This window comes from uncultured Gelidibacter sp. (assembly GCF_947500795.1).
In the GTDB taxonomy this organism is placed as follows: Bacteria; Bacteroidota; Bacteroidia; order Flavobacteriales; family Flavobacteriaceae; genus Gelidibacter.
The window spans coordinates 68,341-93,107 of sequence record NZ_CANMTE010000002.1 but is presented as its reverse complement, the minus strand read 5'-3'; the positions used below and the strand labels follow the sequence as shown (position 1 = coordinate 93,107).

General features: G+C 37.2%; 27 protein-coding genes. 10 read left to right on the top strand and 17 right to left on the bottom strand.

The annotated features are described in order from the left end of the window. Window positions 1-8: 8 nt before the first annotated feature. The 3 genes from Q0947_RS05620 to Q0947_RS05610 all read right to left on the bottom strand — a co-directional run bounded on the left by Q0947_RS05620 (window position 9) and on the right by Q0947_RS05610 (window position 3,904). Window positions 9-698: a hypothetical protein gene (locus Q0947_RS05620; RefSeq protein ID WP_299393265.1), complete on the bottom strand. Its 690-nt coding sequence runs from the start codon at window positions 696-698 to the stop codon at window positions 9-11. A gap of 103 nt (window positions 699-801) precedes the next feature. Then, complete coding sequence (locus tag Q0947_RS05615; protein ID WP_299393261.1) at window positions 802-1,611, bottom strand: NAD(P)H-binding protein; 810 nt, start codon at window positions 1,609-1,611, stop codon at window positions 802-804. Then, window positions 1,604-3,904, bottom strand: coding sequence for a M28 family peptidase (locus Q0947_RS05610; protein WP_299393257.1), 2,301 nt, complete (start codon window positions 3,902-3,904; stop codon window positions 1,604-1,606). The genes Q0947_RS05615 and Q0947_RS05610 overlap by 8 nt, the downstream gene beginning before the upstream one ends. Window positions 3,905-4,016: 112 nt before the next feature. Here Q0947_RS05610 and Q0947_RS05605 point away from each other — a divergent pair, with 112 nt between their 5' ends. Both Q0947_RS05605 and Q0947_RS05600 read left to right on the top strand, forming a co-directional pair. Further along, entirely contained in the window at window positions 4,017-4,511 is a 495-nt protein-coding gene (locus tag Q0947_RS05605) for a CBS domain-containing protein (RefSeq protein WP_299393253.1), read from the top strand. A gap of 40 nt (window positions 4,512-4,551) precedes the next feature. Continuing rightward, a complete protein-coding gene (locus tag Q0947_RS05600) occupies window positions 4,552-5,289 on the top strand; it encodes a hypothetical protein (RefSeq protein WP_299393248.1) in 738 nt (245 codons plus the stop codon). A 12-nt stretch (window positions 5,290-5,301) separates the two neighbouring features. On the opposite strand, the gene Q0947_RS05595 is transcribed toward Q0947_RS05600, so the two are convergent. Together Q0947_RS05595 and Q0947_RS05590 are read right to left on the bottom strand one after the other, a co-directional pair. Beyond that, window positions 5,302-5,652 (bottom strand): hypothetical protein, encoded by a 351-nt coding sequence (locus tag Q0947_RS05595; RefSeq protein WP_299393245.1) that lies wholly within the window; start codon window positions 5,650-5,652, stop codon window positions 5,302-5,304. Between the two features lie 61 nt (window positions 5,653-5,713). After that, window positions 5,714-6,358, bottom strand: coding sequence for a spermidine synthase (locus Q0947_RS05590; protein WP_299393242.1), 645 nt, complete (start codon window positions 6,356-6,358; stop codon window positions 5,714-5,716). Window positions 6,359-6,541: 183 nt separating this feature from the next. On the opposite strand from Q0947_RS05590, the gene ssb reads away from it, so the two are divergent. Then, complete coding sequence (gene ssb, locus Q0947_RS05585; protein WP_299393239.1) at window positions 6,542-6,877, top strand: single-stranded DNA-binding protein; 336 nt, start codon at window positions 6,542-6,544, stop codon at window positions 6,875-6,877. An 80-nt stretch (window positions 6,878-6,957) separates the two neighbouring features. On the opposite strand, the gene Q0947_RS05580 is transcribed toward ssb, so the two are convergent. Both Q0947_RS05580 and Q0947_RS05575 read right to left on the bottom strand, forming a co-directional pair. Beyond that, window positions 6,958-7,860 carry a histone deacetylase gene (locus Q0947_RS05580; protein WP_299393236.1) on the bottom strand — a complete coding sequence of 301 codons (903 nt, stop codon included), beginning with the start codon at window positions 7,858-7,860 and terminating at the stop codon, window positions 6,958-6,960. Window positions 7,861-7,928: 68 nt separating this feature from the next. Beyond that, window positions 7,929-8,879 carry a hypothetical protein gene (locus tag Q0947_RS05575; RefSeq protein WP_299393233.1) on the bottom strand — a complete coding sequence of 317 codons (951 nt, stop codon included), beginning with the start codon at window positions 8,877-8,879 and terminating at the stop codon, window positions 7,929-7,931. Between the two features lie 149 nt (window positions 8,880-9,028). On the opposite strand from Q0947_RS05575, the gene Q0947_RS05570 reads away from it, so the two are divergent. The 3 genes from Q0947_RS05570 to Q0947_RS05560 all read left to right on the top strand — a co-directional run bounded on the left by Q0947_RS05570 (window position 9,029) and on the right by Q0947_RS05560 (window position 11,055). Further along, window positions 9,029-9,373 (top strand): hypothetical protein, encoded by a 345-nt coding sequence (locus Q0947_RS05570; protein ID WP_299393231.1) that lies wholly within the window; start codon window positions 9,029-9,031, stop codon window positions 9,371-9,373. Between the two features lie 81 nt (window positions 9,374-9,454). Next, entirely contained in the window at window positions 9,455-9,958 is a 504-nt protein-coding gene (locus Q0947_RS05565; protein WP_299393228.1) for a hypothetical protein, read from the top strand. A gap of 140 nt (window positions 9,959-10,098) precedes the next feature. Beyond that, complete coding sequence (locus tag Q0947_RS05560) at window positions 10,099-11,055, top strand: calcium/sodium antiporter (protein ID WP_299393225.1); 957 nt, start codon at window positions 10,099-10,101, stop codon at window positions 11,053-11,055. Between the two features lie 3 nt (window positions 11,056-11,058). Here the strand turns inward: Q0947_RS05560 and Q0947_RS05555 are convergent, their stop codons facing one another. From Q0947_RS05555 to metG, 4 genes are all read right to left on the bottom strand, one after another. Then, window positions 11,059-13,182 carry a Tex family protein gene (locus Q0947_RS05555; RefSeq protein ID WP_299393221.1) on the bottom strand — a complete coding sequence of 708 codons (2,124 nt, stop codon included), beginning with the start codon at window positions 13,180-13,182 and terminating at the stop codon, window positions 11,059-11,061. 97 nt (window positions 13,183-13,279) lie between these two features. Then, window positions 13,280-14,065, bottom strand: coding sequence for a copper resistance protein NlpE N-terminal domain-containing protein (locus Q0947_RS05550; RefSeq protein WP_299393216.1), 786 nt, complete (start codon window positions 14,063-14,065; stop codon window positions 13,280-13,282). A 92-nt stretch (window positions 14,066-14,157) separates the two neighbouring features. Next, window positions 14,158-14,625, bottom strand: a complete 468-nt coding sequence (locus tag Q0947_RS05545; protein WP_299393211.1) for an META domain-containing protein — start codon at window positions 14,623-14,625, stop codon at window positions 14,158-14,160. Between the two features lie 78 nt (window positions 14,626-14,703). After that, window positions 14,704-16,797 carry a methionine--tRNA ligase gene (gene metG, locus Q0947_RS05540; RefSeq protein WP_299393205.1) on the bottom strand — a complete coding sequence of 698 codons (2,094 nt, stop codon included), beginning with the start codon at window positions 16,795-16,797 and terminating at the stop codon, window positions 14,704-14,706. 246 nt (window positions 16,798-17,043) lie between these two features. Here metG and Q0947_RS05535 point away from each other — a divergent pair, with 246 nt between their 5' ends. Together Q0947_RS05535 and Q0947_RS05530 are read left to right on the top strand one after the other, a co-directional pair. After that, the gene (locus Q0947_RS05535) at window positions 17,044-17,979 is read left to right on the top strand and encodes an LD-carboxypeptidase (RefSeq protein WP_299393199.1); all 936 of its coding nucleotides are present in this window, start codon (window positions 17,044-17,046) and stop codon (window positions 17,977-17,979) included. 159 nt (window positions 17,980-18,138) lie between these two features. Continuing rightward, a complete protein-coding gene (locus tag Q0947_RS05530; RefSeq protein WP_299393194.1) occupies window positions 18,139-18,498 on the top strand; it encodes a YraN family protein in 360 nt (119 codons plus the stop codon). A gap of 13 nt (window positions 18,499-18,511) precedes the next feature. On the opposite strand, the gene nadD is transcribed toward Q0947_RS05530, so the two are convergent. From nadD to Q0947_RS05515, 3 genes are read right to left on the bottom strand one after another with little or no spacing between them, the layout of a single operon-like run. After that, complete coding sequence (gene nadD / locus Q0947_RS05525; RefSeq protein WP_299393190.1) at window positions 18,512-19,093, bottom strand: nicotinate (nicotinamide) nucleotide adenylyltransferase; 582 nt, start codon at window positions 19,091-19,093, stop codon at window positions 18,512-18,514. 13 nt (window positions 19,094-19,106) lie between these two features. After that, window positions 19,107-19,700: a guanylate kinase gene (gmk, locus tag Q0947_RS05520; protein ID WP_299394965.1), complete on the bottom strand. Its 594-nt coding sequence runs from the start codon at window positions 19,698-19,700 to the stop codon at window positions 19,107-19,109. A 49-nt stretch (window positions 19,701-19,749) separates the two neighbouring features. Then, window positions 19,750-20,610 (bottom strand): YicC/YloC family endoribonuclease, encoded by an 861-nt coding sequence (locus Q0947_RS05515; protein ID WP_299393186.1) that lies wholly within the window; start codon window positions 20,608-20,610, stop codon window positions 19,750-19,752. Between the two features lie 205 nt (window positions 20,611-20,815). Here Q0947_RS05515 and Q0947_RS05510 point away from each other — a divergent pair, with 205 nt between their 5' ends. Beyond that, a complete protein-coding gene (locus Q0947_RS05510; RefSeq protein ID WP_299393182.1) occupies window positions 20,816-21,292 on the top strand; it encodes a thioesterase family protein in 477 nt (158 codons plus the stop codon). A gap of 12 nt (window positions 21,293-21,304) precedes the next feature. Here Q0947_RS05510 and Q0947_RS05505 read toward each other — a convergent pair whose 3' ends face one another. Continuing rightward, window positions 21,305-21,661, bottom strand: a complete 357-nt coding sequence (locus tag Q0947_RS05505; protein WP_299393177.1) for an ArsC/Spx/MgsR family protein — start codon at window positions 21,659-21,661, stop codon at window positions 21,305-21,307. Window positions 21,662-21,730: 69 nt separating this feature from the next. Then, window positions 21,731-22,480 carry a DUF3298 and DUF4163 domain-containing protein gene (locus tag Q0947_RS05500; RefSeq protein WP_299393172.1) on the bottom strand — a complete coding sequence of 250 codons (750 nt, stop codon included), beginning with the start codon at window positions 22,478-22,480 and terminating at the stop codon, window positions 21,731-21,733. A gap of 73 nt (window positions 22,481-22,553) precedes the next feature. Here Q0947_RS05500 and Q0947_RS05495 point away from each other — a divergent pair, with 73 nt between their 5' ends. Beyond that, the gene (locus Q0947_RS05495) at window positions 22,554-23,693 is read left to right on the top strand and encodes a cystathionine gamma-synthase (RefSeq protein WP_299393168.1); all 1,140 of its coding nucleotides are present in this window, start codon (window positions 22,554-22,556) and stop codon (window positions 23,691-23,693) included. 73 nt (window positions 23,694-23,766) lie between these two features. On the opposite strand, the gene Q0947_RS05490 is transcribed toward Q0947_RS05495, so the two are convergent. After that, window positions 23,767-24,576 (bottom strand): glutamate dehydrogenase, encoded by an 810-nt coding sequence (locus Q0947_RS05490; protein ID WP_366915491.1) that lies wholly within the window; start codon window positions 24,574-24,576, stop codon window positions 23,767-23,769. Window positions 24,577-24,767: the final 191 nt, after the last annotated feature.

Genomic DNA, 24,767 nt, shown 5'->3' with positions numbered 1-24,767 from the left:
TATTATCCTTATTCCGTTCCTTTTTTACGGTTCAATAACGCTTCTTTACTTATTTGTGCCATATTGAAATTAGGATCAATTGCTAATGCGCGGTTTAAAGTCGCCAACGCAATTTCCTGGTTCGCATCTTTATCTTCACTATAAACAACAATTGCTTTTAGGTATAAAAATCCTGCTTTTAACGACGTTTGATAAGGTTGTTGTGTTTCGTAATACGTACGTCTCATTTCATCCGTAGCATTCGCCAAACCATATTCTACCTTTTCTTTAGCGCCTGCTAAATCGCCAGTTTGCAATAACAAATCTGCAATTTCGTAAGCAATACTTGGGTTCGGTTTTTTAGTGAAAAGAACGTTGTAAAATTCTAAGGCGCGTTTGCGTTCGCCCAATGCGTTTAATGCAATAGCTTTAATTTCAGTATTCAAATCGGAATCTGTACCGCTTTTTTCAATACCAATAGTATTTAAAGCTTCCATATTTCTGCCTTCAGAAACATAGATATACGCTAATGTATCCTTTCTGGCTTGCGTAGGATTAAGAACATCCAAGTGCGTCATCGCATTGATAACACCTTGAATATCACCTTGCTTTTTCATTTGCTTATAATAGCTTTCAAAATGTTTTTGAAGTTCTGTTTTTGTCTGTGCAGTGATGCTTAGGGAACTCATCACGGCTACAAGTAGTATTAGTTTTTTCATGTTTTAATAAGGTATTCAGTGTCTTTAAATCAGGACATTATTAAGTTAATTGCGCCAAATCTATAAAAATTAATAAAATAAACTCTTAAAACCGTACTAATTGTTAAAGGCTGTGAAGAAACGTGTATTTTAAATTGGTTTCCACTTTCTTGCTGGAAATGAGCTTCCCTTTACTTGGTGCTGTATGGTTAAATTGGGGACGTGGCATGCCTTTGGCGTCACAAACCGCGTTGTAATAGGCTTCTCGTGTGGGATGCTGAGGTGCCGCGGCATTAAACTCTGTTTGCCATTTTTGGGTTGCAATAATGGTTTTAATAATGCCAATGCAATCTTCCTGATGAATCAAATTAACAGGGCCATCAGGATCTTTAACGTCTTTTTTTCCAGATAGGAATTTTGAAGGATCACGATCATCACCAATCAAACCACCAAATCTGACGATGGAAGTCTTAAAATTCGGATTGGTCTTAAAAATCTCTTCTGCAGCAATGAGTTGTTTGGCGGATGACGATTGTGCGTTTGTGGCGCTTTCTTCGGTAATAATTGGCATGTCTATAGTTTCCTCATAAACCGAAGTGGAACTCACATAAATTAGGTTTTCGATTCCCGACTTTTCAATGTGTTGACAAAGCAGCGCCATTTTTTTTGCAAAATCGGAGTTGGGATTTTTTCTCAGTCCTGGCGGAATATTGATAATCAGTATTTCAGAATCTGCTAAACAGGCTTGAATTTGACCCTCTATTTTATCTTCAAAAATGGTTACTTCAAATGGCCTAATCCCTGCCGATTCTAAAAGCTCAAATTTGTCTTTTGAGGTTGTCGAGCCTTTCACAATATGACCATTTTTGACCAATGCAGCTGCAAGTGGCAAGCCTAACCAACCACAACCAATGATGCTGATGCGTTTATTCAAAAGAAATGGTTTTTTTTATCATTATAGCGTCATTAAGCACAAATGGTTTCGGAATCATTGTATTTGGACGTTTTGGGATTCGGAATAATTCATTTTCTAACAAATCAAAAGAAACTTCAAATATTTGAAAGGTGGTTTTTTGTTCTGCCGGAACGGTGAAATTCAATTCGATTGATTTATGTTCGGTCACCATATAGCTGAACAATCTGTCTTTGATACGATTTGCAAAAACGAGCATCTCATTTCCTTCCTTTTCAATCTCTAATCCGTTAATATTAAACGATAGAAATTGATTGGAATTGTCGGCAAAAAATTCCAACGTATTGACAGCGCGTTGCGGTGAAATAAACACCTGAAGATGTCTGACATCTCCAATAACAGTATCCTTTTGCTTATCAATATAAGGTGTTTTAAGAGGTTTGATGACCGCTTTTTTACTGTACGTTAACTGTGTGCCATATTTACTTTCAAAGTTGACAGAAGACGCGTCGAACACATCAGGACTGTCAGTAAGATAAGCTTGGGTCCAATCGTCCAATAGTTTATCATAGGTTGCCCAATGTGCTTCATCTTTATCGGCATCATACAAATACACCAGACTGTTTGGTTTCGGACGCTCTTCATTAAAATCAGATTGGAAATGTGCGGCTACAAAACATCCAAAGGATGCAAAAAATAATAGGAAAGCCCATCGGTTTTTATAACGTGAAAATCCGAAAACAGAAATACACAATGAAAACATGAGCGATACTAAAAGTGTAGTTGCAATGATGGTTTTAAGTCCAAGCCCAACAGGAAACATTTGTATAAATGGCGACATGATCAGTAATAGCGGAAAGAGCAGCAAGGTCATTAAAATGATGTCCGGACGCTTTTGTCTGACCAAAACAAAAAGGCTAATCAATCCGAAATACACCGGAATGATAAAAAAGCTGGCCCCTTTAAGCTTAAATGCAACCGCACCACAGATAATTAACCATAGTAATAATGGCGGAACGGTTAAACTTGCTGTGTTTTCTGGTTTATAAACCTTGTTGTAAAGCCACATGCATACGGCCGTAGAAAATAAGGCAAAAACCCAAATATATAAATGTCCATTATAAGGAAAACCATGAAGGATTTCGCCATACTGCGGATACATTATCAACAATAATTTCCATCCAAAAAAACCTACAACGCCGTTAATGAGCAGTGCACCAATCCCCGGAAGGAAGCCAATGGCCATGTGTTTGGCGTTTAAGCTTCGTTTTTTAATCCCATAAAATACTAAGGCACAAAAGATAAGAATTGCCAAAATGAGCATTGGTAAAATCCATGAATTTGGATAACTCACCATCTTAAAAAGTGGCACGTTAAAATAGACAGAATCTTCAGTGCTTTTTACATTGTTGAGGTTAGCGTCCGAGAAATAATGTAGTAAAGGCATAAAATAACTGCCTTGGTGTTCTAAGGTGTTTCGGTCGAGACGCTCATAGTTATCTAAAGCCGTATGGTAGTCATAATGGTCATCTATAAAAGCAAAATTAAGTCCGTCAATATCGCCATCTTCCCTGAAATAGGTTAAATCCGTATCATTAGGTAACATTTTATAAATGCTGTAGGCCAAGGAATTTGCTACCGGATAATCTGGATTTGCTTCCTTAAATCCTTTAATTAAATTTTGATTGCCCCCGTTGGTTTCTATCAGCATATAGCTTGGACCGCCGCTGCCACGTGCTTCAAAATTTAAAACGAGTCCGACGTCTTTTGCCCACGGATGCTGATTTACAAAAATATCTGCGCCATTTAATCCTAATTCTTCTGCGTCAGAAAACAGAATAATAATATCATTTTTAGGTGTTTTACCTTCGCTCAAAAAGGCCCGAATGCCTTCCAAAATAGTAACCACGCCTGAGCCAGCATCACTTGCACCCAATGAGGCGTGAGATTTACTGTCGTAATGGGAGAGCAGGAGTAGGGCTTTCGTATTGTCGCTGCCTTTAATCCGTGCTAAAATATTCTTTGGTTTTACGATGCTTCCCCATTTTTTATTTTGACTGTAAGCTTCTTGTACTTGAGTCTCTAAGCCGAGGTCGCCCAAGGCTTTTATGAGGTAATTTTTAACCACTTCATGCTCGGCAGAACCAACATAATGTGGTTTTTTAGTAATGTTTTTAAGGTGGATTAAAGCACGTTCAGAAGAGAAAGCCGTTTTTTCAGTATTTAGATCAGAAATTTTCGTTGGCATTAAAGCGAAAAAGCTCGAATAAATAGCCAAAATAATGAGGGCAAGTGCGATAGCTTTTTTAAGCATAAAAACATAGTTTGGTTGGTAGGCTAAATCTACAAAATTAAATTGGTGTAAAAGTGAATTAGGTAAAACGGAGAATTTTAATTAAATTTAATGTTCACTAAATTAATAAGTTATGGCGATAAAGAGTTTTCAAGGGGCAAGAAAGTATCCAGAAAAAGGCACCGCGCAGCTGTCTTGTAGAGTCTGTGATTATATGACAAAAGATCTGATAACATTTAGAGCAGATCAGAAAATAATAGAGGTGGTGGAAATCCTCATAAAGCATAAAATTTCAGGTGGACCTGTGGTTAATGAGCATAATGAATTGGTGGGGATTATTTCTGAAGGCGATTGTTTAAAACAAATTAGTGAAAGTCGCTATTACAACATGCCAATGGAGAATGATACGGTTGAAAAACGCATGGTCAAAAATGTAGAAACCTTAGATGGTAATATGAATGTTTTTGATGCGGCCAATGTGTTTTTAGAGTCCAAACACCGCCGCTTCCCGATTTTAGAAAACGGTAAATTAGTGGGTCAAATTAGCCAGAAAGATATTTTAATGGCCGCCTTGGAAATGAAGAGTGATAATTGGAATTCAACCACTCGGACAAGTAATATCGGATAATCAATCTCAAAAACTTATTATAAAATTTGAAGAAAATTTCATGAGAAACTTTGTTTTATGCCTTTGTGGGTTAGTGTTGCTAACCTGTTCCCCCAAAGATACAAACGAGCAGCCCGAAGCCTTTGAAACTCTTACCTATACTTTGATGGAGAAAAACGATACTTCTAAAGTCGTGTATAGACAAAATTACGCAATGGATGAAGAAGGCAAGGTAATTTCGGAAGATTACACCAACTTCCTTTTTCCACAGCACAGTCGGGTTAGTTATTTTGAATATAACAGTAAAGGTCAGGTGGTTAAAGAGGTAAGGGATGGAAGAGTTCATAAATCAATATTGTGGACAAACAATGTTGCAGAAGTGTTAGATGCACAAGACGAAAAAATAGCAGAATTTATGTTTGATGGCGATATGCTTAGTTCATACAGGACCCATCTCAATACCAGCCATGAGCGCCATATAACCTTCATTTATGATTCCAATAAGAATATAGTGTCATTAAATGTTGACGGGGAGACGAGAATTGAATATTTAGACTATGATACAAGTAAAAGAAATCCCTTAAATCTGATTAAATCCATTGGGATTTTAAGAATAGATTATAAGCCGTTTTTCACGAATATCTTTAGTGTTGAAAAAGTTTATCCGTTTGAAGGAGATGATTATAGCGTTCCTATGTCTTTTTATGATTACCGATACATTTTCGATTCTGAACAAAGAGTTTTCCAAATTGAAGATGATAAATCTGCTATATACATAAGCCAGTTTGAATATCGATAAGGAACTTTAATATTAACTCTCGCGTTTTACTAAGGCATAAAAATCGCCTTCAATAGGCAAGTAGCCTTGATCATACACAAAGTAATACATTGTTCCAACTTTGGTGGTATAGATGCTTGTGAAGTAATTAAAGTCAAATCCTTTTTCAATGAGTTTCCCACGAGAGACTTTTGTTTTTTGATCTGGATTTAAACTTTCCAAAATCCGATAATTTTTACGCAACCTGTTATTGGTGTTTCTAATCAGATTCTTGCTGTCCTTATTGATGGTATTGTTGTAGGAATTTCTACAACCATCACTGCAGAATTTTTTATCGGTTCTCCCGATAATTTTATCACCACATTCTAAACATTCTTTGTTCATTTTAAGGGTTTTGAGAGTGTTCTTTTGCTATTAAAGATATACTTTCTTGCTGAATCCGGAATTACAATCCTTTTGAAAGAATCAGGGTATTGGTGTTATTCACTTTTTCAAACACTTCAGTATGATATTTATGGGATTTTAACAACTCAATCACGTCAACTAAGGCCTTGCTTTTTGTTTTTTGCAAGGAGGCGTTAAATAAAATGGCGCCATTGCTAGTGGACGCTGCGATGACTTGCTTCCAAAACGGAATGGCTAAAAATGCAATGGGTACATCTGTATCAATAAACAAGTCGATGATGATCAAATCATATGCTATTTTATTTGACTGCATGAACAATAATGCATCGTCACAAATAATTTTTAAGATGGAATCTTCTTTAAGGTTGAACTCATTTCTTGCAATGTCTATGACTACCGGATCAATATCCACTGCAGTAATGGATTTAGAATAAGAAAAATCGTTGCGTAAAGTTTCAATGACACTGCCACCGCCAAGACCTAAAAGCAAAACGGAATTGACTTGCTTTAGATTGATCTTTTCGAGGCCAAATTTTAAAATACGTTGTAGTGACCCATAGGAATAATTCGCGTTTTTGGTGTCGAGATGCTTTTTGCCGTTATACCATGTAATTTCTAAAGTGCCACTGAAGTCTGAATGCACTTTTTTTGTGATGGGATAGAAATAACTTAAAAGCTTTGCCATGACTCAAATATAGTGTTTTTAATGGTCTGAATTAACCGTTTACAAACGACTACAAGCATTTACAAACGATTTTAAATAGTTAACTACCGAATAACATAAAGACCCTGTCACATCTTTGCACTGTTGAATTGACCGAACGATATTCAATAGTATTAACTGTTTAACCTTTAAATTTTAGAACTCATGAACGCATTAAGAAACACAGTACAGTTGATTGGAAGATTAGGACAAGATCCAGAAATCGTAAGTTTTCCAGATGGAAACAAAATTGCTAAATTCTCTATAGCTACTGATGACAGCTATAAAGACAAAAGTGGCACCAAAGTGGAGCGTACGTATTGGCATAACGTTGTTGTTAGAGGTGGATTGGTAGACGTGGTTGAAAAATATGTCGCCAAAGGCAAGGAGATCGCCATTGAGGGCAAATTGACCAACCGCTCTTGGGACGACAAAGATGGCAATAAGCAGTATATGACAGAAATTCAGTGCAATGAACTGCTGATGTTGGGAGCGAAATAACAATCAAATCGCAAAAATATAAAATTCCAAATTCCAATTGGTAACAGTTGGGGCTTGGATTTTTTTTTAGTTATTATTTTTTAAAAATAGAGCTCTTGAGCCAATCGAAACGTGTTGGCATGCGCTTCAATAATGATTTTGATATCTGGCGAATAACCACCGCCCATACTACACATTACAGGAATGTTGTGGTCTTTACAAGTTTGTAGAACATAGCGGTCTCGCGCTTTGCAACCTTCTATAGACAAGCTCAATTTTCCTAGTTTATCTGAAGCAATCACGTCCACACCACTCAAATAATAGATAAAGTCGGGTTGTTCAGCAGCAATCAATTTTGGTAAGGTATCTGATAAAATCGAAAGATAGGTGTCGTCATCACAACCGTTTTCGAGCGCAATATCTAAATCACTTTGTTCTTTTTTAAAGGGATAGTTGGCTTTCCCGTGCATGGAAAAAGTGAATACAGACGGATCATTTTGAAAGATTTTAGCGGTGCCATTACCTTGGTGTACATCCAAATCAACTATCAATATTTTTTTAGCCAAGCCTTTGTCCTGCAAATAGCGGGCGCCAATGGCTTGATCGTTCAAGATGCAAAAACCTTCGCCGCTGTCAGCATATGCGTGGTGCGTTCCACCAGCAATATTCATCGCAATGCCGTTTTTTAGAGCGTATTCACTCGCTTTCATAGTCCCGTCGGCAATCATTACCTCGCGTTTCACCAACATATCGCTTAATGGAAATCCGATTTTCCGAACAGCTTTCGAGTCGAGCGTTAAGTTTTTGAGGTGATTAAAGTATTCGGAGGTATGCACTCTCAAAATAGAAGCATCATCAGGTATTGTTGGCTCAAAGAAATTTGCAGCGTTACAGGTTCCTTCATAGATTAATTGCTCAGGCAATAACTCGTATTTAAGCATCGGAAATCGATGGCCTTCTGGCAAAGGATGTTTGTAAATAGGGTGGAACGCTATTTTAAGCATAAATTTCTAAGGTGCACAAAAGTTAAATGAGCAGAATGTAACGCTGATCGATGCGCAAATTATAAAATCTATTTTAGATATTGAATGATAAACGCAATAACCACGCTGACCATTAATCCGATGTTCACCTTTCCTAAGTCTTTCGCAATAATGATATAGGTGTATTTGATTTTATTCTTGTTGAGCAAATAGGTCATTGCCAATTCTCTTCCAGCTAAAATCCCGATAAAAACCCAAGTGGTGCTCATTGGAATGGTGTTGAGGTTTCCAAAAATGAACAGGAAAACACCATAAATAAGGTCGATGATGGTTGCAGAACGGATATTTTTAGTATTCGATTTCTGATTTACAATTTCTTGAATCTTGCCACCTCGCTTCTTGAAAATATAAGCCATAATCACAAGAATAACACTCAGTGCTAACAGTAATTCAGTCAACGAGAGTTGTCGCGGAAGAAATACAAAAATATTGGCGAAATCCTGGATGAGCCATTGCGACCATAAGAACCCGGTAGAAATCCATTGGGCTACCAACCAATAATGTTTGCGGGAATGTTTGTCTAACTTTTCTAAGGATAAAGGCGATTCAAATTTTTTGGAAATGATAACATACACCAGAATTGCAAAAACAAAAGACAATGCATATCCATAAACGGATTTTAAAATCATCTTTTCGATAATCTGACCGGTGGAAAATACACTGAGAATCATAAAGGTGGTGCTGACAGGTATGCCTATTCTCGTAATAACTAATAAAGTCAAAGGTGCTAACAAAAGCCACCATTCCATGTTTTCAGGTAAAGGAATATTGAGCAATCGCCCATAGGAAACGTCGCCTGAGTGCATAACCCATCCATAGATTAAAGTGGTAGATAAAATAGTAACGGCAAACAGCCATAGCCACCACCATTTTAAGTTGTGATTGGAAGCCATGAACGTACCCAGTGTTTGGATCACGTCGTTTGCAATTACAGCATAGGCACATATGATAAACCCGATAGCTCCAATCATTAATTCCATAGGGATGTGTATTTTAATTAGGCAAATGTATTTCTGTTCCTACCATCAAATGTTACGGTAACGTTATTTAATTGTAAGGAAATAAAATTAAAATGTTTTGGATTTTTTTAACATGACATTCATTTACCTTTGTGTTTTTAAATGACATTATGTTCACTATAAAAGGAGCCATTCTATACGTACTCGGATGGGTGATGTTGCTCGGATCTTCTGATCTGACAGCTTCATCAGTGGCAACTTATACGCCAGTGGATACTATTGCAGCGTCACAGGATCATGATCATGTGCCGTTTACTTTTGATGCGGTTATTGATATTAACCATTCATTTACCTATGAAGTTCCAGGAGTAAAACTTTTTCCACAGCCTTATAGGCCTAGTGAAAACGCCATAACTCCTTTAAACTATCAACTTTCATATTACGCTATTGGCCAGCAAATTGTGGTCAAACTCTCTACAAAAGCCATCATTTTTCCCTTTCATTGGTTCACATAGTCACTTATTTTTTTTAAGAAATAATCTTGAGGTGTTTCATTACACCCTAATTCGTCTATCAATAATTTAAAATTTAAACCAATGCATATATCAATGAATATGGTAATGATCCTTGTATCATTACTCGTAATAGTACCTGTAATTTTATTTGTCTTAGCAGAAAAAGGTGGTCTTTCAAAAAAGAAGAAAGCTTTTGATGCCATCGCAAAGGCGAATGATGTCCAATTCAGCTCACAAGAAGTTTGGAATAATACCTGCTTAGGTTTTCAGGAAGAAGGAAACGTTCTATTGTATATCAATACGCAAAATCCAGAACCAATTGTTCAAAAAATTAAATTGAATGAGGTTAAAAAGTGTGTCATTAACAAGTTTATGAAAGATTACAAAAATGGCGATCGGCACTATTCTGAATTGGCGCGTTTGGATATGGAATTTAGCTTTCTCTCAAATAGCAATCCGGTAGCAATTACTTTTTATAATGCAGAAGACAATTTTTCACAGAACCAAGACGTTGCACGTGCTGAAAAATGGTTGGCTTTAATCGATAAACATAAAGGTGCTAAACCCAAAAATGTAGCGGCCTAATTCATTATAGTTCAGTTGAAAAAGCCATCTCTTTTAAGTTGTTGAATATTCTTTAAAAATCTTGACAATGGAGACGGCTTTTCTCTATAAAATTATTTTTTTACATCACTTAATAGCATACATTTACTAAAATATATTTTATGTTACTCTCTAGTATTCTAGTCGTTATCGGCTTTGTGCTTCTTATCAAAGGGGCCGATTGGATGGTTAATGGTTCAACACTTTTGGCTAAGAAGAACAAAATTCCAGATCTGGCCATAGGCTTGACTATTGTAGCATTTGGGACCTCCGCGCCAGAGTTAGTGGTGAATACCGTAGCCTCCTATGAAAACCATTCTGATATTGTATTAGGGAATGTTATTGGTAGTAATAACTTTAACCTGTTCATGATTTTAGGAATTGTCGGACTAATTTTTCCTATTGCCGTTCAATCATCAACCGTTTGGAAGGAAATCCCTATTTCGCTATTGGCAGCATTGGTGTTTTTGGTGTTGGCAAACGGATATGTTTTGGGAGATATGGGGCTGTCCAGAGTTGACGGAATCATTTTACTAAGTTTATTCTTAGCCTTTCTGTTTTACATTTACAAACAAATGAAAAGTGATGTCTCGACTACTGAGGAAGTGGAGATCACAGCCTCTAATTATAAGATTTGGGGGTTTATTGTATTAGGATTGATTGGTTTGGTGATTGGAGGGAAATTAATTGTTGACAATGCCGTTTCGATTGCCAGTGATTTGGGCGTGAGTGAGAAGATTATTGGTCTCACCATTATTGCGGCAGGGACTTCGTTGCCAGAACTTATGACAAGTGTGGTTGCGGCGCTTAAAAAGAACAGCGATATTGCCATAGGGAATATTATTGGCTCTAATATTTTTAATATTTTCCTGATTCTTTCGGTGAGTTCTTTGGTACGTCCAATCGAATTCAGCACCGTTTTTAATACCGATATTTATCTTCTTGTGGGTGGAACAGTATTTCTATTTGTAGCGATGTTTACCGGCAAAAGAAAAACGTTAGACCGATGGGAATCTGGGCTGTTACTGACCGTCTTTATTGGTTATACTACATACCTCGTGCTTCAGGAACTGCAATAAATATTAGTTGTGCAATTTAAGCTGAATGCGTTTTCGCGGAACATCAACATCTAATACTTTAACGATCACCTGTTGGTGTAGGGACACATGCTCATTCACATCACTTACAAACGAATCGGATAAATTGGAGACATGGATCAACCCACTTTCTTTAATTCCGATATCGACAAAGGCGCCAAAATTGGTCACATTATTGACAATTCCAGGTAGCAACTGTCCTTCTTCCAAATCGTTGATGGTTTTGATGTTTTGGTTAAACGTGAACACTTTGGCCTGCTCACGAATATCCAGGCCTGGTTTTTCCAATTCCTTAATAATGTCTTGAAGTGTTGGAAGTCCAACCGTGTCAGTACAATAGTTCTTTAAATCGATTTTTTGAAGTTCAGATTTGTTGCCAATCAATTCTGATACTTTTTTACCTAAATCCTTAGCCATTTTTTCAACTATTGGGTAGCTTTCAGGATGTACCGCAGAATCGTCCAACGGATTTTTAGCCGATTTGACTCTCAAAAATCCTGCGCCTTGTTCAAACGCTTTTCCACCCAAGCGTGGTACTTTTTTAATGTCGTTTCGAGACGTAAAAGCACCGTTTTCTTCGCGATAATTAACGATGTTTTCAGCTAATTTAGGCCCAATTCCAGAAACATAACTTAATAAACTTGTGCTTGCAGTATTAAGATTTACCCCAACAGCATTCACGCAACTTTCCACAACGACGTCCAATTCCTTTTTGAGTTTGGTTTGATCGACATCATGTTGGTATTGCCCAACACCAATGGATTTGGCGTCAATTTTAACCAATTCCGCCAACGGATCCTGAAGGCGTCTGCCGATAGATACAGATCCTCGAACAGTAACATCGTAATTTGGGAATTCATCTCTTGCAATTTTAGAAGCCGAATAAATACTTGCTCCAGCTTCACTCACCACAAAAACCTGAATGTCATTTTTAAACCTAATTTTTCTGATAAAGGCTTCGGTTTCTCTTGATGCTGTGCCGTTGCCAATGGCGATTGCTTCAATTTGATAGGCTTCACTCAAGGAGCTTATTTTTTTCATCGCACCAATAGTGTCATTCTTTGGTGGATGTGGATAAATGGTTTCATTGTATAGAAGTCCGCCTTGCGCATCCAAACACACCACTTTACAGCCCGTTCTAAATCCAGGATCTATGGCAAGAACGCGTTTTTCACCTAATGGAGAACCAAGTAGTAGTTGTTTTAAATTTTTAGCAAAGACAGAAATAGCTGCTTCATCAGCTTTTAATTTTGCGTTTTGAAGGGCTTCATTGGAAAGTGATGGCAATAATAAACGCTTATAAGCATCTTGAATAGCGATTTTGATTTGCTCTGAACACTCGTTATTGGAGCGAATAATGCGATCTTCAATTTTAGAGAGCGCCTTTTCATCATCAATGCTTATCTTAAATTTGATAAATCCTTCGTTTTCGGCACGTAGAATTGCCAATAATCTGTGCGACGGAATGCGACTTAACGATTCTTCCCAATCAAAATAATCGCGGAATTTCTGTGCATTTTCATCATCAGCCTTCGCCTTTACCACCTTAGTGGAAATCATGGCAAAACGTTCCAATTGCTGACGAATGTTGTTTCTCAGATCTGTGCGTTCATTGATCCATTCTGCAATAATATGGCGCGCACCTTCCAAAGCATCATCCGCAGAAGCGACGTCTCCTTTTGCATATTTATAAGCCATCGCTTCAATATCTGAAGCATTTTGGCTCATAATAATTTTAGCCAAAGGTTCTAATCCATTTTGTCTTGCAGTTTCAGCCTTTGTCTTTCTGCTTTTCTTGAAGGGAAGGTATAAATCTTCCAGAGCAGTTAAATCGAGAACATTTTCAATCTGTTGTCGAAGTTCAGGTGTTAGTGCATCTTGTTCTTCAATAGCTTTCAGGATGGCAACTTTGCGTTTTTCAAGCGCTTCAAACTGTTCCTTAAATTTTACAATATCTCCAATTTGAACTTCATCAAGATTACCTGTGCGTTCTTTTCTATACCTTGATATAAAAGGAATGGTAGCATCTTCATTTAACAATTCGACCGTGTTTTTAACGGAAGTTTCTGGAAGTTTTGTTTGGGAAATAATATAAGAAATCAGCTGCATGGAGTCGCTTTAAAATATGGAATACAAAGATAAGAAGATAAAAAAAACTGTTTGAGGTTTCAAACAGTTTTGAATGCTATAATTATGAATTATGTTATTAATTAGCCGCTTTAAAAGTTGCCAATTTAAGATGGTTTTCATCATACATTACCAACGCGCGATCTTCAAAAGCATAAGATCTCGTGGCAGTCATAATCTTAATAAATTGATTTTCAGTTTCCATTTCCGGACATGATTTAAGCGTATTTATTAAATTAGAGAACTTCAGTTTAAGCGCGTCTCCAACTTCATAACCGCCTTGTAAATCGTTACAGCCGGTATACCCATGTATGGTGAAATCATCACTAAATTGAACAAATGGGTGTCCACCTTTAACTTCTTTTAGTTGAATTTTATCACCTCTAAATAATACCAAATGCCATTTTTCACCCACTAACTGATCGGTTACTTTCTTTAAAACATAATTGGATTTTAGTTCGCCCGTAGGTCTATTGCCTTCTGCATCTAAAAGGGTCAAGGTGTTTTCTCCAACAAAATATGGGTTTCTTTTGGAGTCTGATAATAATAGTCTTTGGCCTTCATCGTCCCATTTAAAGGTGCCTTTAGACTCGAATGTTTTTGGCTCAGCCCCCAAATAAGTTTCTTTTACGACATACGTATTGTCGCCATTAATGGTGACCACCGTTTTGATGCCTTCACAATCGGCACATGGTACAACGCCTTCATAAGTGCCTTCCCAATCTAATGAAGTTCTACTGTTGTCAGCCATGGCTTCCATTTCAGAAGCTTCAGCTGCCTGATTATCTTTTTTAGTGCCAGAGTTGCAAGCGGTACTCATTACTAAGACCGCTGCGAATAGACTATTTATAAGTGTTTTTTTCATTGTTTTAAATGTTTGATTTGGGGAATTTATTAAACTATGAGGACACTGAAATAATTTTAAAGTAATCTTAACACGTCGGTTTGTAAATAGTTTTATTCCGCAACGGATTCAAAAGTTGACAAAACATAGCCGTTTTCGTCCTTAAATGTCAATTCATTATTGACAATCGTATAACTTGATGCTTTGCGCAAATTGCTCATGAAAACACTTTCAATGCCGCTGTCATCGCAGTACATCATAGTCGCTAACATTTCAGAAAACTCAATGTTCTGATTGTTTTTCAATTTAAAAGTACCACCAAACGCATTACAACCACCGTTACCGCCAACGCCGTTATCCTTTGCCGTGAGCCTTATAAATGGTTGTTTTAGCTTCGTATTACTGAGGTTGACAACATCGCCATTAAGTTTTGTTAACATCCATTTTGCGCCAACAAGATGTGCTTCAACTTTTTTATCTGTAGTATTGGTAGTCTCAGTTGGTGGTTGAGGTACAACCTGAGTTTTACAACTAAAAAAGATTAGGCAACATAGTAGCGATAAACTTAAAACGTATTTCATAATATATAAAGTTGTATAATTCTGTTACTCAAAGGTAATGAACTGTTTCAAGTTAGATTAAAAAAGAAAACCGCGATGTTAACTTATTTGCAATCCGTTAGGCACTTTAGCGCCCGTTGTGGTGTCCGGATTTACAAAAACTAATTTGCCGTCTTCTGACTCTGTCATTAAAATCATGCCCTGACTTTCCACGCCTCTTAGTGCTCTAGGTGCTAAATTGACCAACACGGTAACGCGTTTTCCAACCACTTCTTCAGGCGTAAAGCTTTCAGCAATTCCTGAAACAATGGTACGCACATCAATACCTGTATCTACCTTTAAAACCAATAATTTATTAGCTTTTGGCATTTTTTCTGCCTCAATAATAGTGCCCACACGCATATCTAATTTAGAAAAATCTTCAAAGGTGATGGTTTCTTTTTGAGGTTCTACCTTTCTATTTGCCACTTCATTTGCTTTTTTACTTGCCACTAATTTGTCTAATTGCTGTTGAATGGTGTCGTCTTCGATTTTTGAAAATAACAATTCTGCTTTGCCAATCTGATGACCTGTAGGGATCAAAATATCTTTTGATGAAATATCATTCCAAGTATTGCTAATACGATTCCCGTCACTAGCGTCACTTGAGCTGATACCAAGAATGGATTTTAATTTATCAGACGTAAACGGTAAAAACGGTTCGCTTAAAGTTGCTAAAGCAGATGCAATTTGAAGTGCTACAAACATGATTGTTTTGGTGCGGACTTCATCGGTTTTAACCAATTTCCATGGCTCTTCATCAGCGAGATATTTATTGCCTAAACGCGCAAGATTCAATAATTCCTGACTCGCTTCTCTAAATCTGTAGCGCTCAATGGAGCTTGCAATCACATCTGGATAAGCTTTTAAAGCCGCTAAAGTTTCCTGATCAACGGCACTAAATTCTGAAGCCTCAGGTACCACACCACCGTAATATTTATCGGTTAAAACCACCACACGATTGATGAAATTCCCGAAAATGGCCACCAATTCATTATTGTTTCGTGCTTGGAAATCTTTCCATGTGAAATCGTTATCCTTAGTCTCAGGCGCATTCGCCGTCAACGCATAACGTAAAACATCCTGCTGATTTGGGAAATCCTCCAAGTATTCTGGCAACCAAACGGCCCAGTTTTTTGAAGTTGAGAGTTTATTGCCTTCCAAATTCAAGAATTCGTTGGCAGGTACGTTATCTGGTAAAATATAGGAACCTTCCGCTTTTAACATGGCTGGGAAAATAATACAGTGAAAAACGATATTGTCTTTCCCGATAAAATGCACCAATTTGGTGTCTTTGTCTTTCCAATATGGCTCCCAATCTTTCCCGACGCGATCAGCCCATTCTTTAGTAGAAGAGATGTAACCAATTGGCGCATCAAACCACACATAAAGCACTTTTCCGTCAGCGCCTTCAACAGGCACAGGAATGCCCCAATCTAAATCTCTCGTCACTGCTCTTGGGCGTAACCCATCGTCAATCCACGATTTTACTTGGCCGTAAACATTAGGTTTCCAGTCTTTTTTATGACCCTCTAAAATCCATTCTTTTAAAAATGCTTCGTGCTTATCTAAAGGTAAAAACCAGTGTTTGGTTTGTTTTAATGTTGGAACGTTACCGGTAATGGCCGATTTCGGGTTGATCAAATCCGTGGCATTTAAGCTGCTTCCGCATTTTTCACATTGGTCGCCATAAGCTTCCTCATTACCACATTTCGGACAAGTTCCCGTTACAAAACGATCCGCTAAAAACTGATCGGCTTCTTCATCATAAAGTTGCTCCGTAGTTTCCTCAATAAATTCACCTTTACTGTATAAAGTTTTGAAAAACTCCTGGGCAGTTTCATGATGAATTTTTGCTGAAGTGCGAGAATAGTTGTCGAAACTGATACCAAAATCTTCAAACGATGTTTTGATGATCGCGTGGTATTTATCCACAATATCTTGAGGTGTAATACCTTCCTTTTTTGCTTTGATAGTAATAGGTACACCGTGTTCGTCGCTTCCGCAGATAAATGCCACGTCCTTTCCAATGAGTCTTAAATAGCGTGCATAAATATCTGCAGGCACATAAACACCTGCCAAATGGCCAATATGGATTGGTCCGTTGGTGTAAGGTAATGCGGCGGTAATGGTATAGCGTTTTGGATGGTTCATTGTATATGAAATCTGTAATCTCGAGCGTGCTCGAGCGTGTTTTTATTAATTTTAAATCATTAATGGTTTCGACTGCGCTCAACCTGACATCTGCCTTCTTAAAGACAGTTACAAAAGTACGCATTTTGACCTCGAATTAGAAAAAAAATGTATTTTTACATTATGTCGAAAATCACATTTACCGTCGTAATAACTTGCTTATTTGTGCTACTTGGAACACAAGAGTTTTCAGCACAACAAAAATTAATGTCTAATAAACAGCAAACGCTTGTGCGTCCACCATATTTAAAAGTAGGAGATACAGTAGCCATTGTGGCGCCTTCTGGAATTTTAAAAAACCGAACAGCTGAAATAAAACGCGCTCAAGACTTGCTGAGCAGTTGGGGGTTGCACACCGTTTTAGGGAAGCATTTGTTTGCTGATGGCAATCATTTTGCGGGCACTGATGCTGAGCGTTGTGCCGATTTTCAGAATGCAATGGACAATCCGACTATTAGTGCCATTTGGGCTGCTCGTGGGGGTTACGGTACCGTTAGAATTATTGATAAACTCGATTATACCAAATTCAGGGAAAATCCGAAATGGGTAATTGGCTATTCTGACATTACAGCCTTGCACAACCAATTGAATGTGGAAGGGTTTGAATCGATGCACGCCATGATGGCCGTGAGTGTGGTTGAGGATTTGAGTGAAATTAAAGAAACCGTACAAACGTTTAAGGACGCTCTTTTCGGAAAGCCTTTAGCCTATACGTTAGAAGGATCAACCTATAATAAACCTGGGACAGTTTCGGGGCAACTCGTAGGTGGCAACTTGAGTTTATTATATAGCATGTTGGGCTCTAAAACAAGCATTGATGTTTCAGATCGTATCCTTTTTATTGAAGAAATTGGCGAATATGAATATAGTGTCGACCGGATGTTGCAAAGTTTAAAACGTGCTGGATATTTTGATAATTGTAAAGGTGTTATTGTGGGCGATTTCTCTAAAGTTAGAAAAAATACCACGCCTTGGGGCACATCAATGGAGCAATTGATTTTAGACGCCTTATCAGAATATGATTTCCCAATCGCTTTTAAAATGCCAGCGGGGCATGAAGATGATAATAGAGCATTACTAATTGGCCGCACAATTGATCTTTCTGTAGGCAAGGAAGCTTCAACAATCAAATTCAAAAACTAAGGTAGTTTTTATAAGACAACCTAAATTGGAGAGTGAAAAGAGAAAAGAGAAAAGAGAATAGAGAATAGAGAATAGAGAAGAGCACCTGAAGACTGAAAATTGAATACTGCCAACTGAAGACTGAATACTGAATACTGAATACTGCCAACTAAAAAAAACATGGCGCACCATAATGAACTCGGTAAAATAGGCGAGAAACTTGCCGCCCAATACCTTTATTCAAAAGGCTACGAGATTGTGTGCAAAAACTATTTCTTTCAAAAAGCGGAGATTGATATTATTGCGAAACACAATAACATGATGGTATGTGTGGAAGTCAAGACTCGAAATTCCGATTTTTTTGGAGATCCTCAAGATTTTGTAACCCCAAGTAAAATCAAGTTGTTAGTCAGGGCGATGGATGCTTACATCACTGAAAATGATCTCGATTTAGAATCGCGTTTTGATATTATTGCGGTTCTGAAAAATAAAAGTCGAGAGGAAGTGACGCATTATGAAAATGCGTTTTATCATTTTTAGTTCTACATAGGAATTAAGCCCCGTAATAATTCATCTCATCTATATAGTTCCAAACAGGGTCCGGCAACATCGGGCGTACATTTTTGCCCTTTTTGATGGATTTTCTAATAAATGTGGAAGAGATTTCCATAATAGGTGCCGCGACATGATGAATTTTAGGATGCTTGTCAAATTGTGTTTCAACCACACCTTCTGAAATTCTTGGATACACGTAAATGTCGTGGTTTTCCAAAATCAATTCATAATTTTTCCATTTGTGAAGACTCTTTAAGTTGTCTTCGCCCATGATTAATGAAAAGGTATATTTTGGATGTTTTTCTTGTAGATAAGTGAGCGTGTTGATGGTGTAATTTGGTTGTGGCATTCCAAATTCAATATCGCTCGGGCGCAACTTTTCGTAATCTTCTGTAGCGCGGTACACCATTTCCAACCGATCGTGATTGTCGAGCATGCTCGCTTTTACCTTAAACGGACTTTGAGGGGTGACCACAAACCAGATTTGGTCAAGATCACTATGTTCAGCCATATGATTGGCAATAATTAAGTGGCCAATATGGATGGGATTAAACGTGCCAAAGTAGAGTCCGATTTTCATGGCTATAAAATTTTTATTCTTCCGGTTTATTGATAAAATCAGAAACCAATTTGTAGGATTCGTCTATTGCCTTTTCAAGATCATCATTGATTACAATAACATCGAAAAGCGGCGCAGTGGCTAATTCTGCGGAAGCTTTAGCAATGCGCATATTGATTTTGTCGTTAGTCTCAGTCTGACGCTTTTTTAAGCGAATCTTTAACTCATCAATACTCGGTGGTTTCACAAAAATAGCGAGTGTTTGATCAGGGAATTTACGTTTGATTCGCAATCCGCCAGAAACATCAATATCAAAAATAACATTTTTACCTTGTGCCCAGATACGCTTCACTTCAGTCTTTAAAGTACCATAAAAGTTATCGCGATACACTTCTTCCCACTCTAAAAACTCATCATTCTTAATGCGGTTTTTAAATGCTTGAGCATCTAAAAAGTAGTAATCTTTACCGTCCGTTTCATTGTCTCTTTTCTCTCTAGAAGTAGCTGAAATGGAGAACTCTAAATTTAATTCTTGCTGTTTCAGTAAATGTCTTACCAGTGTGGTTTTGCCGGAGCCAGAAGGGGCTGAAAATACGATGAGTTTGCCTTTTTCTGGGATGTCTTTGATTTTGGTCACGAATGCTATTTTAATGTAATAAATCTATAAACTCTTGTTCTTAAAGAACATTTAAAAGTTGTTCTTTAATTTTTTCCAATTCGTCTTTCATTTGAACGACCAGTTTTTGCATTGGGGCATAATTGCTTTTAGAACCAATAGTATTGATTTCACGTCCCATTTCTTGACTGATAAATCCTAATTTCTTTCCGTTGGAATCGTCACTATTAAGTGCTGAAACAAAATAATCCAAATGGTTTTTTAGACGTACTTTTTCTTCAGTAATGTCGAATTTCTCGATGTAGAACACCAATTCTTGCTCAAAACGGTTTTCATCTACCTTTTCTTTCAATTCGGCCACGCCTTTGTGTAAACGCTCTCTCACACCTTCAATACGCTCAGGATCCATAGCAATGACTTCGTCTAATAAATCTGAAATGTTTTTTACTCTGTCAAAGAATTCAGATTCTAAACTTTTCCCTTCGTCCAAACGGTATTGCTGAATTTTATCTAATGCCGTGTTGATTTCGGCAGCTATCGCTTCCCACTCATCTTCATCCATTTCATCACGCTCAGTCGTTACGGCATCTGGTAAACGGATAGCCATTTTTAGCAATTCAGTTTCATCACCAGTATTAACAACGTCTCTCAATTGCTTGATGTATTGTTTTACAACGGTTTTATTGATTTGAGTAGAGGTTTCTTCGCCAGTAATTTCCATATATAAGGAGAAATCTACTTTGCCACGTTCCAGTTTTGAAGCAATCAATTTTCGGATTTCGAGTTCTTTTTCTCTATATAAAGAGGGCATTCTCGTATTCAGATCGAGGTTTTTGCTATTTAAAGATTTGACCTCTATTGATATTTTTTTAGTAGGAAGCTGTAGAACAGATTTTCCATACCCTGTCATGGATTGTATCATGGACTTATTTTAAAAGTTGCACAAAGGTAATGAAAATCATCAGTTTTAACGGGTTAATTAAGGCGTGGAATTGTGGCGACATGCTTAAAAAACTCTAAATTTGCACTCTATAATAAATAACAAAAGATAGAAGCCTATAAAATTATTGTCGGATGTTGACCTTGAGACAATAGTTAATACGCTCATATCTCTAATTTGATAAACGATGTACTTAAAGGATTTTGAAATACGATGGAGTGATGTTGATGCCAATAGACATTTGGCCAATTCAGCTTATGTGAATTTTATGAGTCATACCCGTGTGGCTTTTTTTGAAGACCATAATTTTTCATTATCCAACTTGGCTAAGTTTCAAATTAGCCCGGTGATTTTCTATGAGCACATCTATTATTTCAAGGAAGCTTTTTTAGGCACACCAATCAAGGTTAGTCTAGAGGTAAAAGGCTTGAGTGAAGATGGAATGTTTTTTGAAATTGAGCATAATCTCTACAATCATAAAGGCGAAAACTTAGCAAATTGTGAGTTAATGGGAGCGTGGATCAACTTAAAAACACGTGAGTTGACCGCATTGCCAACAGAATTTTTGTCGGAAATGGGAACTTTTCCTAAGTCTGCTGATTTCAAGACCTTGACGAAAGAAGACACGCGAAAATTCGGGAAAAAACCGGTTAAATTAAGCTAGTTTCTTGAGCTACTAACTCTCGTGAATAGCCTTTCGGGCAGCTTCTACAGTTTTGGCACTATTACCAATAAAAATTTGGTCATTGTAAACCAACACTGGTCTGCTCAAAAAGGTGTAATGTTCTAGAATATAATTTTTATAATCTTCTTCGGTCAGATTTTTATCCTTCAACCCTAAGGATTTATACAGTTGTGCGCGTTTGCTAAATAACGCCTCATAGCTACCTGCCAATTTGTGAAGTTCTTCCAATTGCTCAGGTGTTATGGCTTCGCTCTTGATATCTTGTAAGATGAAATCTGAAGGCAAGTCTAGAGTTTTGATAATCCTAACACAGGTACTACAGGTTTTTAAATGGTAAATTTTCTTCAAAATAATTAGTTTTTGATTCGAATGAAATCGTTAAAAGTTACAGGTAATCAATCTAGCGAACCTACAAAATTATGGATTTATCTTCAAAAGTCCCTTAACGTCTTCGTAAGGCAATACGACTTTTGTAACCCCTTGCGCATAAGACGCAATCTCGTAGTTATTGTAAAGTAATACTAAGCCATCTTTTGTGAAGCCCATGTTGGCAGGCAATTGAAAATCCTCTCCATAGAAAAAATCTTCAATAGTTTCGGTGTCGTCTTCCGGCTTTGTTTGTGCTTTAAAAGCTTTTTCAGCTAAAGTTTTAAAATCACTTGCATTGTTTATAATGTCATCTTGATCTAAAAGCGCCCCGGTTTCAGGGTTAAAATTTAAGTAAGTCAATCTGCTATTGCCATGTGCACCGCCAGTGTCTATGTAGGATTTTAAGCTGATACAAACTACCTCTGCAGACTCATACATCACGCTTCCGTCAACTTTTACTTCCCATTTTTGGCTTGAATCCTGAAAGTCTTTTTTGAATGATTTGTATTCGTTGTCAAACATTGAAACCGCTTCTTTAACGGAGATGTTATTTTCAGTTGTTTCTGCCATATTCATTTCATTGGCGATGACATGTTCAATCTTCTGATTTATTTTTTCTGCTACAGCCTTCGTACCGATAGCTTTTGGATAATTAATCACAATTACGGCATCGGATGATTTTTCGATATGTTGGGTTTCGAAATTTAATTTGACGTCTTCATTACAGGCGAATACTGTAAAGGCAATCAACAGAAAATAGCTTATTTTTTTCAAGGTTTCAGAGGATTTGTTAAACATTCAATAAAGGTATTACATCCTTTTGTAACCAAGCAATTAAAGGTTAAATTTATTGTCAACAAAATTATAGTTTATGAAATTCAACACAAAAACCATCCACGGTAACCAAGAACATGACAAAGCTTATGGCTCTGTGATGCCTCCAATATATCAAACATCAACTTATGCGCAAACCACTCCAGGTGGGCATAAAGGGTACGAATACTCAAGAAGTGCTAACCCTACGCGTACAGCTTTAGAAAATTCTTTTGCGAGTATTGAAAATGGAACACACGGTTTGGCTTTTGGTTCAGGTTTAGCTGCTATTGATGCGGTGATGAAGCTTCTGAAATCTGGAGATGAAGTGATTTCAACAAACGATCTTTATGGTGGCACTTATCGATTATTTACAAAAATATTTGAAGGATTCGGTATTAAATTTCATTTTGTCGGAATGGAAAACGCCTCAAATATAGAATCGTATGTCAATAAAAATACAAAGTTGATTTGGGTGGAAACGCCAACCAATCCAATGATGAATATTATTGATATTAAAGCCACTGCTGCAGTTGCTAAAAAACACAATATTCTGTTAGCGGTTGATAATACGTTTGCAACGCCATATTTACAGCAACCTTTAGATTTAGGTGCTGACATCGTAATGCATTCTGCTACGAAATATTTGGGTGGCCATAGTGATGTAGTTATGGGTGCGCTTGTGGTGAAAGATAAAGATTTGGCAGATCGTTTGTATTTTATTCAAAATGCGAGTGGTGCAGTTTGTGGACCTCAAGATAGCTTTTTAGTATTGCGAGGCATCAAGACTTTACACATTAGAATGCAACGTCATTGTGAAAACGGAAAGGCTGTTGCTGAATATTTGAAAAAGCATCCTAAGATTGAAAACGTGTATTGGCCAGGGTTTGAAGACCATCCTAATCATGATATTGCAAAAGCGCAAATGAAAGATTTTGGAGGCATGGTATCTTTTACCACCAAAGGGAACAATTACGAAGAAGCCATTAAAATTGTTGAAAAATTAAAGATTTTCACGTTGGCCGAATCGTTAGGTGGTGTTGAGTCGCTTGCAGGACATCCAGCAAGTATGACGCATGCGAGCATTCCGAAAGAAGAACGCGAAAAAACAGGCGTTGTAGATTCGTTAATTCGTTTGAGTGTTGGTATAGAAGATGAAGAAGATTTAATTGCCGATTTAAAACAGGCGATAGGTTAATGAGGATTAACTTATAGATATAAAAAAGACCGAGTTCATGCTCGGTCTTTTTTGTTTTAGTATCTGTATTATGTTAATCGAGATAATAGATATATCCAAAATTCAACCAAACCAAATAGTCATTTGCTTTATTGGAATTCAGTTGATGATCTAACCCATCAATCGTATCTCTAAAATAGTATTGCCATCTTAAGTCGACCATCAAATCTGATAATATTGATAATTTGTATCGTGTACCAATACTACCTACAACCGACCATGTTGTGCCGCTATTGACGTTTATAAATTCATTGTCTAAACCGCCGTAAGGATAATGCCACGGGCCATAATAATTATCTAAATTTTCTGGATCTTGATCGCCCCAAGTGGTCGCCACCTTAGGATAATATTTCGTTAAATGGACACCTAAACTTACAAACGGCGCCCATGAATCCACTTGAACAGAAAAGGCTCTAATACTGAATGGGAAATACTCCAATTGCGTTCCAATATCAAAGTTGGTAGCTTCACCGGAATGTGCTCTTAATTTATCAGCATTAATACCTGTTTGCGTAGGGGCTACCCATCGGCCAAAATGATTGAGTTTGGTTGTGTTCCAAGAAATTTCACTTCGTAATTTAAAGTGATCATTAAAATAGGTGTCTGTAGTATAGCACGAACAATCGGCTCTGTAAGAAAAATTGATGTAATGGATTAAGCCTATTCCAATACCTGTATTACCTGCATTCGTTTCAAAATTGTAGCGCTCGCCAAAATCTGATTGAAATGCTACGGGACCAGCAATAACACCTATTTCGTGAGAAAACCCTAATTGAGCAAAACTAGTTGAAAAACCCATAACGAAAAGCGTTATAAAGGTCAACTGTTTTATTTTAAGCATCATAGGCTTTGAGGTGATTAAATTGTTGGTCAAAACAAATATATGAAAACTGACTTAACATACAAACAAAACATGTATAACATAAGATGTGCACGATGTTATAACAACGTGTGCGATTATCCAATATTGTTTTAATTCTACTTTAAAGTTGCTATAAGAAATTGGAAATGGTCATGGTTTTTAGGGTCAAATTC